Source organism: Bilophila sp. (assembly GCF_057864385.1).
In genome coordinates this window covers 1-10,608 of the sequence record NZ_DBMAFI010000093.1, presented here as the reverse complement: position 1 = coordinate 10,608, position 10,608 = coordinate 1, and the positions used below count along the sequence as shown (strand labels likewise).

The following is a 10,608-nucleotide window of genomic DNA, read 5'->3' as shown; positions in this document are numbered from 1 at the left end:
GTTTCCCACCATTCCTTTTTTGTTGAATATCTTTGCTGACGAGGAGAAAAATAGGCTGGTACTCAATACTGCCGCTGATAAACTAGCCGGAGGGCGGGTGCAGCACCAACTTGAGAGGAATATCTTTGCCGGTGTCGATGCGGAAGCCTATCTAGAATAGCAGGTTCCCGTAGGCCAGCAGGTAAACTAGGGCAATCAACCCCATCGGTACCAGCCTGCTAATTGAATCTTTGAGGCAGGGGGCTTCGCTTCCTTCACCACACTACCTGTGAGCTTGGATTGCGGCAGTTTTTTCAGCGACAGCGGCCATACCGTCCATAATGGTTCTGGACGCTCCGGCGATTTTCTCCGGCAATGTTAAATGTGCTGATGTTCCATCGCGGCCATTGGCGATCAGAAGCGTTGTCTTTCCGAAGATTCTCAATCTGTTGCTAACATTACGCGGACGGGCCGCTTCCGTTTCAGACGGCTTCCTCCCGTATGCTTTGCCGAGATCGATCACATATCAGCCATGTTCATGATGCTTTTCATGTGACTGCTTCATACATTTTCGCGTGGACTATCCGCCAATGCTGCAATTCCACACGTATTTCGTAGCGTTTTAGGGCGAGCGCCGTGGTTGGGCATCCGTTTGAAATAGAACGAGTCGGTCACACAGGTGCCGACAGCCGGAAAGTCCAGCGTTATACCATTTTCTCAACCGGTTCCCGTGCGTTGGAAGTATGGTACATCTCAAAACGCTGCGGTTTATCGAAGTACAGATTTCGACAGACGTGGATAGGTACGTCGGTAGGCACTTTCCTGAAAGGAATATAAAAGCTCTATGGAATCGCGGTGCCGGTTGATTATTCAGAACACAGTCAGCTCGCGCATTTCCCGCAGGGCTTCCTTCATGATGCCACCGTAACTGGCCGTGCTGGTCTTGGTACGGGCGGCGGCATTGATGACTACGACATAGCCTTGGTAGTTCTGCAAGTGTCCTGCAGGATAGTCCACTTGTCAGTGCTGTCTAGGTTGTATCTTCAATTAGATGTAATTTATTGAAATTATTTAATTATTTTTAGGTTGTAAAAGTTGTTTTTAATGATTTCATATAGTTATATGTGATATGACGACACGGCCTAGAGTGTTTAGACGGCAGGGTAGATTCGACGGGGAAAACATTTATGCATCTTGAGTACGTCCGGTGTGTCGGTATCGGTATCCACAAGTAGAATATTCGTATTTTTGTTGCGAAGATAGGCAACAATGGCGGAGGAAAAAGCTACTGCCGACACCTCCCTTACATGTCTAGTTTCATACCGAATGCCGTCAGTCGGCGTTGCAGTTCTCTTTCATCCGTTTAATATTCTGCATTAATAATACCTCATTAAATAATTTTCGGGGGCATTTCTGTGTTGCCGTACGGTATGAAGTGGTATTTGGGAATATTCACTGAAGGAAAGGAGCTTGATTTTTTTGTTGAAGTAGTATGCCCTCTGCCGGAATTTTTGCCGCTGGCCGAAATGAACAAGAATAATCCCCATTTGCATATTTTTTCGGTTTGTTGGCGGCTTTCAAGCATTGAATAAAGCGGCCATCTAGGTATAGTTTTTTCGTGTTATGAATATCTGTAAGTTTTTATAAATTATATGGTGTTTCATGTTTGTGACTAAAGATAAGTATATTAATTTTAATGTTAATAGAATGTAAATATTTTTTTAAATATATTTATTATTTTGTCATTAGTTAACATATATTCTAAATATTATGTTTATTTTGTATAGTATGTTCTGTTTTTATTAGATAAAAAGTATTTATATATTTTGATAAGATAAAATATTTAAATTCTAATTTTTGAAATACATCCTGAATTTTGAACTGGATTGAAGTATTTTGAATTGTTCCTATTGCTCCATCATTTATTAATTGTCCTAAAAGTAATTCCTTGAAATTTATAAAAGGCAGAACATTCGGAAGATATTGAATATTTTTCCGGATGCCCTGCTAAAGGAGAACTACAGTAAATCAGCATAGATGGCACATATATCGGCAGCAGATATTTTTTCTGGACTGTTGACCAGCAACCTCTGTTGTGTTTGGAGCACAGTTTCTGCAAAATTTTTTATCTGTATGGCTGCCATCCCGTATTCTGAAAGCCTTTTGCGTGGATAGATAGCCTGCAATATATCGTCGAGGGCATCTAGGGTTTTCTTGGGAGAACAAGACAGTTCCAAAGCCAAGATGGTCAGTAGGGAAGAGAAATCCTTTGCGTTCCTTTTTTCATAATGCCGTAATACGCCAGAAAAGACCGCGTAGTTGGACTCACCGTGGGGGATATGAAATAGGGCACCCAAGGGATAGCTTAAAGCATGCACCGTGGCACAGCCAGCTACCCCAAAGGAGAGCCCCGCGTAAGTACTTGCCAGAAGAAAGTCGTTGAGCTGTTTTTTCAGACATCCTTTGTCCCGTCGGATTTTGTCGTAGCCGTTCAAAATGAGATGGATAGCTTCTTTGGCAAACATTCGAGTGAAGGGGCTTGCTGCCGGAGACAGAAAAGACTCCACAGCATGAACCAAAGCATCAAGTGAACTCGTGGCAAAGACAGGGTAGGGTAGGTTTTCAAGCAGTTCCGGCACCAACACGGCATGGCGTGCATACAGGCTGTCGTCGGCGATGCCCATCTTGGTGCCGAGACGGGTGCGGTTGACGATGGCGATGTTGGTCACTTCGCTGCCGGTACCACATGTGGTAGGCAAGATAATGAGTTCTTTTTCCTGCCGCAGATTTTTTTCCGTAAAGAGAGAGTCCGTATTGCTGCCCACAGGGGCTACGGCAAGCAATTTGGCGACGTCTATGACAGAACCTCCGCCGATGGCAATGATCCTGTGAAAGGTGCGTGTGGCGGCAGAGGCCAATAGGGCATCCACCATGATGTCGCTGGGCTCTCCCTGTCCGTAGTCTTCAAGGAAAAGCGTTTGGGCCCGGCAGCCGAGATGTTCAAAAGCGGGCCTAAATATATAGGCATTGCTGACAATAATATCGTCTTCGCAGACATTGAATTCAGAAAGGAATGCACTGCAGGTGGAAAACATGTGTATAAACGGTTTGCAGACGAATTGTTTCATTTCTATGGGGTCTCCTGATGGTGATATTGTAATGTGTGTGTTCAAAGCATTTCAGCAATAGAGTTTGCCTTCCACACGGCATCGTAGATTCGGGTACCATTATTGCAGTCACCGATACTGTAGAAACGAATCCCCTTGTTTGCCAGAGCGTCGGCAAGTTGTGTTCTAGGTGTGTAACCTGTGGCTAGGATGATGCCGGAACAGATGATTTTTTCTTCCTGACCTTGCCTGCAAATGGTAGCACCATGTTCGTCGATACTGGAAATTCGGCAGGAAAGCATGGATCGCACGCCGTACTCTTCCAAATGGTTGAGCAGCACGGCCCTTGAGCGTGGTTCGGTGTCTATGCAGAGAGCTTCACGCATTTCGACCACTAGAGGGGGGTAACCCTTTTGGGCGAGATGGAGTGCCGTTTCACAGCCTGCAAGCCCCCCGCCGATGATAAGAATTGTGCCGTCGGGAGTTCGGTTGTCCTGCTGTAGGGCTTGTTCGGCAAGAAGAACATTGTCCGGGGTGAGGCCGGGGATAGGAGGAATATGCGGTTCGGCACCTGTAGCCAGTAGAATGACGTCCGGCTTCAGGTCGACAACTGTCCGGGGGGTGGCTTCCGTGCCGCAACATATTGTTACACCCAGCTTCCGGGCGCGTTTTTCTAAATAGGTTACATAGGTAAAAAGTTCCTGCTTGAACGGGGGGAGGGCGGCAATTCGGAGTTTGCCTCCGCAGACGGGTTCTTTTTCCATGACGGTGACTATATGGCCACGTTGCCTTGTTGCGCATGCCGCGACAAGCCCTGCCGGCCCGGCTCCGACAACAAGAACCTTCAAGGGAGTGGAGGTGGTAGTTTGCCGTTTGCAATACTCGTTGCCTACCGTGGGATTGACGGCACAGGTGATGTCGAGACCACGAGCTAGGCGGCCGATACAGCCTTCATTGCAACCAATGCAGGGACGGATGTCCTCCCCTCTTTCTTGGAGTGTCTTGAGCGGCAGTTCAGGATCTGCCAACAATGCCCGGCCCATGACGACAAAGTCCGCCTTTCCTTCTTTGATGAAGGAATCGGCCAAGGCGATGGAGGTAATCCTACCGATCCCTATGACAGGCTTTCGTGCACTGATTCTCTGGCGGACGGCGGCGGCCTTTGCGATATGCGTACCGTGGGGCAGGGTCAGAGGCGGCGTGACCCACATGCCGCCTTCCCTCATGCCAGCCGTCACGTCAATGGCGTCGATATCCTCACGAGCAAGGATACGGGCCGCGGTCAAGCCTTCTTCCAGCGTCAGCCCCCCGGCGATGGGTTCTGCAACGCCGAGTCTCAAAATGATGGGAAAATCCTGTCCTACAGCAGCCCGAACGGCTCGTACGGTTTCAATGCTGAAACGGATACGGTTTTCTAGGCTGCCTCCGTAGTTGTCCTGACGGAAATTAGTGAGTGGAGATAGGAATTGTTGCGGCAGGTAACCGTTGCCGGCATGAAGTTCCACAGCGTCAAATCCAGCCTCCCGTGCACGTACGGAGGCGCGAGCGTACTCGCCGATAACCCTTTCGATATCCTCCTGCCGCATGGCGTGGGTAACGTCATCGCCGAAGCGCATGGCCGAAGGTGCTATGAGGGGGAGGCCGGAGACGGCTCTGGATGTCTGCCGGCCCGCATGACAGAGCTGTACGGCTATGCGGGCGCCAGCGGCATGCACTCCTTCAGCCAAACGGCGTAATCCGGGCAAAAGGCCATCTTCAGCGATACTAAGCTGATGGGGGAAGCTTTTACCGTCGGGGGAGATATAGGTGGCTTCCGTAATGATGAGCCCTGCACCCCCTCTGGCCCGCTCCTGATGATAGGCTATCAGCCGATCGGTCACTTCCCCACGCACGGAACAGTAGTTGGTGACCATAGCCGGAAAGACGATACGGTTACGCAGCTCCAGCCTTCCCATACGGGCTGGAAGCAATGTGATGTATTTCATGAGCTTTCCTCATGAAACGCGATATACGCCGGGAGCCGTTTGGGGATACCGTGCCGTGATTTCTGGATCGTGGCCAGGAAGGATGTTCTCCGTGCTTTTGGCGATACTTTCGATCTTTTCGAGAGCCATCAGCGCCTCAGTGACATTATAATGAATGCCACACGGCGTCATTTCGGAAATATTTTGGTATCTAGGGATAACATCGCTGCATATGATTTTCGTATTTTTACCTGTTTCTACAGCTATGGAGAGCAGTCCGGGAGTATGGCCGCCCATCCTAATGCAGGTAATGCCGTCACAGAGGGGCTCACTGTCGCCCTGCAGCAGCTCGACGCGTCCAGAGAATTGCATGTGGAGCAGATTTTCTATAGCTTTAAAATTGTAATGTTGGGCATAAGTGTGGAAACGCATTAAAGGACCGGTTACATATTCTATTTCTTTTTGGTGAACATAGTATCGGGCATTGGGATAGAAAGTATCCCCGGCGTAGTGATCCCAGTGCAGGTGGGAGAGGATGACATGCCGGACATCCTCAGGCTTGACACCGATGCGTGCAAGCATCTCCAAGGGATGTTCCTTGACGGTATGAGTGATATTCATCTCGTCAAGGCATTGCTGTGTGAAGGATTGATCAACAAGGATGGGGCCTTCCTTTTCGTCCATGATGCACCAGAAAAAGAACTGGGTGTATAGGGAGTCGCGGATATCGGGGCGCATATAGAAATGGTTGGTGACGACGACGGGTTTATGGCCGGCTGTCAGGGCATAAATGGTGCGGGCTGTCATCTTATGGCTCCTTACACGGTTTCCAAGGCGCTCCCAAGGAGACGCAAGGCATTTTTAGAGAGCATGTTTTCCAAGTTTTCTTGGCTCAGGCCAATGTGTTTGACTTGTTCCAGTGCGTTGGCGACATCTACAAAAGGGTTGGCGCTGGAGAAGACAAACTTGTCGGCCAAGCAGCCATTGGCTGCCTTGATGTACTCTTCCCCCATAGGCTTGTTGATGGATGAGGAAAAGTCGATGTATATGTTGCGGTGGCGCAGGCAGACCGCGATGGTCTCATTCACCCATGGGTATCCTCCGTGGCTTATCAGGATACGCAGATCCGGGAAGTCGGTGGCCACTTTATCCAAGGCAAGCGGCGAAGAGGGAGAGAGGAGCACTTTGGGCATGTTGGGAGAAAGGCCGGCGGTCACCAATACCGGCAAGTCATGATCGCAGCATAGGGCGTACAGCGGATAATACTTGGCGTCGTCCATAGGGCAGTGGGCCATGGACGGTTCTATAGACGCCCCCCTGCTGCGCCGTTCGCGGATGGCTTGGCAGATGGCTTTGTAGGCCTTCATTCCCTTATGGGGATCATAGCCGTGGATACCAATGAACAGGGATGGATAGGCGGCAACACAAGCATCGACCAGATCATTGGACGCGGGAGCGGCATAGGTGCTTTCGATGTCCCTGCCCGAAACAAGTGCCTTACCGATGCCGAGCGATGCGAGTTGGGCGGCGCAACCGGCAAGGGATTGGGTAGGTTTTTTATCAAAACCAGTCCGTTTCACATACTCTTCATAGACGGGGTTCCGGGTGAAGGTTTCCATCCATACCGGAGTATTGGGCCTGTACCTGCAGTCTATAATATCCATTGCTTTCACCTGATTACTTGAGAAATCCAATAAGCTTCCAGTAAGGTACGAGTATCAAGGGGATGAACAGGGCAAAGGCAACCATGCGGATGGCGAAAGCCCCCATGATATGGCGCAGGGTGACGGCTCCACTCATAAACGTGTACAGGAGATAGCCTATTTCATAGGGGAAGAGGAGCTGATCCAGCCCATAGAGAAGTGAATAGACCAGCGTGTAAGGATCCAATCCAAGGGTTACCGCCAGCTGTGCAAGGGGGCTTCCCAGTGCGCCGACCGCAGCCATGGGGGTCATAAGGAAATTCACAACTACGCCCAGCATGTAGGAGAAACTGATGGCCATAACGGCGTCACGCCCTTCAAACAGAGAGGACATATGGGCGGAGATCCACTTGGGGATATTGAGATCTTGAGCTACGGCGCCGATGGACATGCAGGCCGCCAGAAAAATGAGGAAAGAGAGATTAATCTTGCGCAGATCTTGTTCGCTGGCGAGGTTCATGCCGGGCATGAAGCAGGCCATGCCGACGAGGGCAAAGACGAAGGCACCGGGGAGATGATGCCATTGTTCGGTAACGAAAGCGGTGAACCCGACGAGCAGTACTAGGAATATCTTGATTTCTTCAGCCGTGATGGGGCCCATTTCCTTCAGGCGCCCAGCAAGCACTGTCTTGAGGTCATCTTCATTTTGCAGCCTCTCCTTTCCGCGGATGATGAAAATCATCATGATGGAAAAGGCCATATAGAAAACGGAAAATGGGGCCATCTGGACAATGAAATCAATGTACTCCACGGAAACCCCCGTGGTGTCGGAAATGACCTGCAAAGCGAGAAGGTTCATTTCCGTACCGGTAAGGCAGAACAGGCCGGGGGCGATGGCAGCAAAATAGCCGCCCATGATCAGGGCTGACGACATGCGCGACTTGGTATCCACGTTCAATGCTTCGATCAGGCCTTGGGCGATAGCCACAAAGATGACTGTACGGGCCAAGCCTGAAGGAACGAGCAGGGTCATAATGACACCGGCGCACATGAGGCCGATCAGCGTCTTTGTGAAAGAGGACCCCATGAGGAGCATGCTGTGGAGTGCGATACGCTTGCCCAATCCGGTACGGTTCAGCACCTGTGCGATAATGAGAGCTGAAAAACACATCCATGGTAGGAAAGTACACCAGCTTGAGAATGCAACGGCAGGCTTTGTAACAAACAGGGCATACAGAAACGTCAGAATGGCGGCAATGACTGCGGACGGCAGAACTTCAATGGCCCATGCTATAACGGCCCATAGCGTAATTGCAAAAAAAAGCGGTGTGTTGGGACTGGCTATCTCCATTTCTGGAGTAGCGAAAAAGACGATTGTAGGCAATCCGAGACTGAGAGCCCACTTCCACCAGTTGCCTTGAATCATAATAACCTCCAAGAGTATCTGTCTTGAAAGAATGGAATTATGTGCGGGTTCCACACATAGGAACTTTTTCACTAACATCAATAAGTGTGCCAATTATAAATATATAATATTTCAATATGTTATAAATATGTATATGAGAAAATGAACGAAATGTTTCAAAAATACAAAATAACATATTGATTTGTATTTATAAAAATGAAATATTATATTGAAACATAATGTTTATAAAACTAACGATTACTGCATATCAGTTCCGAATACTCCCCGAAGGAGGTCTTGATGCTTTCTGATCTCTGTGAATCAATTACATATGTTGGCGAACAACCTGCTGATTTTTGTGTCGTTACCCCATTCAAGACTCTTGCGAAATATGCTGAGGAAATGGCTCGTCAGCTTAAGGTACGTACATGCATCGCCGTATCGGAATTTGACAATGATGTGGAAGTCGCACTGCACATGATCAATACTGAAAAAATAAAAATTTTGGCGACACGTGGACATGCAGTGCATATTCTTAGGAACTTGACCTCAGTGCCCATCCTTTCTATCGAGTATTCATCTGAAAATTTTTTTGAAACACTCCTGCCGTATCAGAATACGAATATGCGTGTGGGACATCTTTGTTTTCCCGGACAGGGCCTCAAGTTTATGCGTATCGCCCAGCTCTTGGGATTGAGGGGGTACAGGCTTGAGGTTGAAGACAGGAATAATATCGCGGTAGCCCTGCAAAAGGCTCAGGAAGAGGGCATCGCCCTCCTCGTCGGTGGATATGGCCTGATCAGCAAGGCAAAGGAGCAGGGATTTCACGCCATCCCCTTACTCTCTGAAAATCAGGAATCCATACACAGGGTTTTTCTTGAGGCCAAGCACATTATTGAAATGGATTTATTAAATACCCAGCGAAGGGATTTCATCAACACCGTTTTAAATATTAATCCAAATATAATTATTGTTATTGATAAAAAGAATAAAATAATTTATGCAAATGATAAAGCAAGCTCTGTATTTAATATAATAAGTGAACAAATAATAGGCATAGATTTTTCACAAATCTTTCCAAAGATCGATTTTGAACATATCATATATGGGAATAGTAGTTTTCTGGAAGAGGTTATTGTCAAAGATGCCGTAAAAAGAGAATTCCTTTTTACGGCTGTTGATATAAATATTAAAGGAAATTTTAATGGCTATGTAATAAGTTTGACAAATATTGTAGATATTCAAAAGAAAGAAAGGAAAGTCAGGCAGAGCCTATATGAAAACGGAAAGATAACTTTTTTTAGCTTCAGCGATATTGTTGGGGAAAGTCCGGCAATCAAGCAGGCTCGGCAGATGGGCATACAGTTCGCGGAAAGTGACAGCCCCGTCCTTCTTCTCGGTGACACAGGCACGGGAAAGGAAATGTTTGCCCAAGCCATACATGTGCAGAGCAAACGGAGGGAATCGGCCTTTATTTCTATTAACTGTGCGGCCGTACCCGAAAATTTGCTGGAAAGCGAACTCTTTGGCTATGAGGAGGGGGCTTTCACGGGGGCACGGAGAGGGGGTAAAACCGGGCTGTTTGAGCTGGCTCATGGCGGTACTCTTTTTCTTGATGAGATTGGGGAAATGCCTTTACGCCTTCAGTCGAGGTTGTTGCGTGTCCTTCAGGATAAGGTCGTCACGCGTCTGGGGAGTACCCGCTTCGTCCATGTAAATGTACGTATCATCTGTGCGACGAACAGAAATATTTTTGATATGGCCAACAGAGGTGACTTTAGGCGGGATCTTTTTTACAGGATCAATACGTTACTGCTCAAAATTCCTCCATTGAGCGCCCGGAAAGAGGATATCCGCGTCATTGTGCATTCCTATCTGCGGAAGATCAATGAAAGCAGGCAAAAGAAAGTAATCATGGCGCGCTCGGCGATAAAAAAACTTGAGCACAACTCATGGCCGGGAAACGTACGTGAACTCCTTCATGTTGTGGACAGGGCCGTCGTGATGACGATGCATCCCGTTATTAGTGCAGAAGATATTCTTTTTGATGCGGACATACTAGGCGATGTGGGTTCTTCTCTTTCTGATTTGGGAACAGGCGGGCAAGGGGAATGCGCCGACTTGCAGGAGATACTACAGAAATGCAAGTACAATAAAACGCTTGCAGCGGAGGCCTTGGGCATATCTCGTACGACACTTTGGCGTAGGATGAAGGAGTGTGGTCTGTAGCTTGGCTCTAAGGCATGTCGTCAATAAATATTTGCCCAAATGGTAATACATCTTATATGGACTGCCACCAAAAAAGATGCTGTATTTTCGCGTATCTCGTTGCAATTCCACGCCGTTTATTTAACCCAGCAAAAGAGTTTTCAATCAGATGTCTGTAGCGGTATAAATAATGGTCATATCCTCTTTGGATTTTTCAATTTTTGCGTGGTGGAATTACCGCTTCCATACCATGTTCTTCTATATATTCAATGAAACTGTTGCTGTCATAGCCTCTATCGGCA

8 protein-coding genes and 1 pseudogene are annotated in these 10,608 nt (G+C 48.0%); 1 reads left to right on the top strand and 8 read right to left on the bottom strand.

The genetic code is table 11. From position 1 onward, the window contains the following. Positions 1-262: 262 nt before the first annotated feature. From ACZM8Y_RS16805 to ACZM8Y_RS16775, 7 genes are all read right to left on the bottom strand, one after another. Complete coding sequence (locus ACZM8Y_RS16805; protein ID WP_482334076.1) at positions 263-502, bottom strand: hypothetical protein; 240 nt, start codon at positions 500-502, stop codon at positions 263-265. Positions 503-849: 347 nt separating this feature from the next. Further along, positions 850-996 carry a hypothetical protein gene (locus ACZM8Y_RS16800; protein ID WP_489501914.1) on the bottom strand — a complete coding sequence of 49 codons (147 nt, stop codon included), beginning with the start codon at positions 994-996 and terminating at the stop codon, positions 850-852. Positions 997-1,997: 1,001 nt separating this feature from the next. Next, positions 1,998-3,107, bottom strand: coding sequence for a 4-hydroxybutyrate dehydrogenase (locus ACZM8Y_RS16795; protein ID WP_482334072.1), 1,110 nt, complete (start codon positions 3,105-3,107; stop codon positions 1,998-2,000). A gap of 41 nt (positions 3,108-3,148) precedes the next feature. Beyond that, positions 3,149-5,056: an oxidoreductase gene (locus tag ACZM8Y_RS16790; protein WP_489501913.1), complete on the bottom strand. Its 1,908-nt coding sequence runs from the start codon at positions 5,054-5,056 to the stop codon at positions 3,149-3,151. 24 nt (positions 5,057-5,080) lie between these two features. Further along, positions 5,081-5,857 carry an N-acyl homoserine lactonase family protein gene (locus tag ACZM8Y_RS16785; RefSeq protein WP_482334068.1) on the bottom strand — a complete coding sequence of 259 codons (777 nt, stop codon included), beginning with the start codon at positions 5,855-5,857 and terminating at the stop codon, positions 5,081-5,083. An 11-nt stretch (positions 5,858-5,868) separates the two neighbouring features. Next, entirely contained in the window at positions 5,869-6,714 is an 846-nt protein-coding gene (locus tag ACZM8Y_RS16780) for an amidohydrolase family protein (RefSeq protein WP_482334066.1), read from the bottom strand. 13 nt (positions 6,715-6,727) lie between these two features. Then, positions 6,728-8,119: an SLC13 family permease gene (locus tag ACZM8Y_RS16775; RefSeq protein ID WP_302554152.1), complete on the bottom strand. Its 1,392-nt coding sequence runs from the start codon at positions 8,117-8,119 to the stop codon at positions 6,728-6,730. A 279-nt stretch (positions 8,120-8,398) separates the two neighbouring features. Here ACZM8Y_RS16775 and ACZM8Y_RS16770 point away from each other — a divergent pair, with 279 nt between their 5' ends. Further along, complete coding sequence (locus ACZM8Y_RS16770; protein WP_482334064.1) at positions 8,399-10,327, top strand: sigma 54-interacting transcriptional regulator; 1,929 nt, start codon at positions 8,399-8,401, stop codon at positions 10,325-10,327. A gap of 20 nt (positions 10,328-10,347) precedes the next feature. On the opposite strand, the pseudogene ACZM8Y_RS16765 reads toward ACZM8Y_RS16770, so the two are convergent. Further along, a pseudogene (locus ACZM8Y_RS16765) lies at positions 10,348-10,608 on the bottom strand (transposase); the annotation flags it as partial.

What these genes read in the sequence shown, in the direction of transcription:
- ACZM8Y_RS16795 (WP_482334072.1), bottom strand. Translation starts at nt 3,107, where the DNA reads ATGAAACAATTCGTCTGCAAACCGTTTATACACATGTTTTCCACCTGC.
- ACZM8Y_RS16775 (WP_302554152.1), bottom strand. Translation starts at nt 8,119, where the DNA reads ATGATTCAAGGCAACTGGTGGAAGTGGGCTCTCAGTCTCGGATTGCCT.
- ACZM8Y_RS16785 (WP_482334068.1), bottom strand. Translation starts at nt 5,857, where the DNA reads ATGACAGCCCGCACCATTTATGCCCTGACAGCCGGCCATAAACCCGTC.
- ACZM8Y_RS16780 (WP_482334066.1), bottom strand. Translation starts at nt 6,714, where the DNA reads ATGGATATTATAGACTGCAGGTACAGGCCCAATACTCCGGTATGGATG.
- ACZM8Y_RS16770 (WP_482334064.1), top strand. Translation starts at nt 8,399, where the DNA reads ATGCTTTCTGATCTCTGTGAATCAATTACATATGTTGGCGAACAACCT.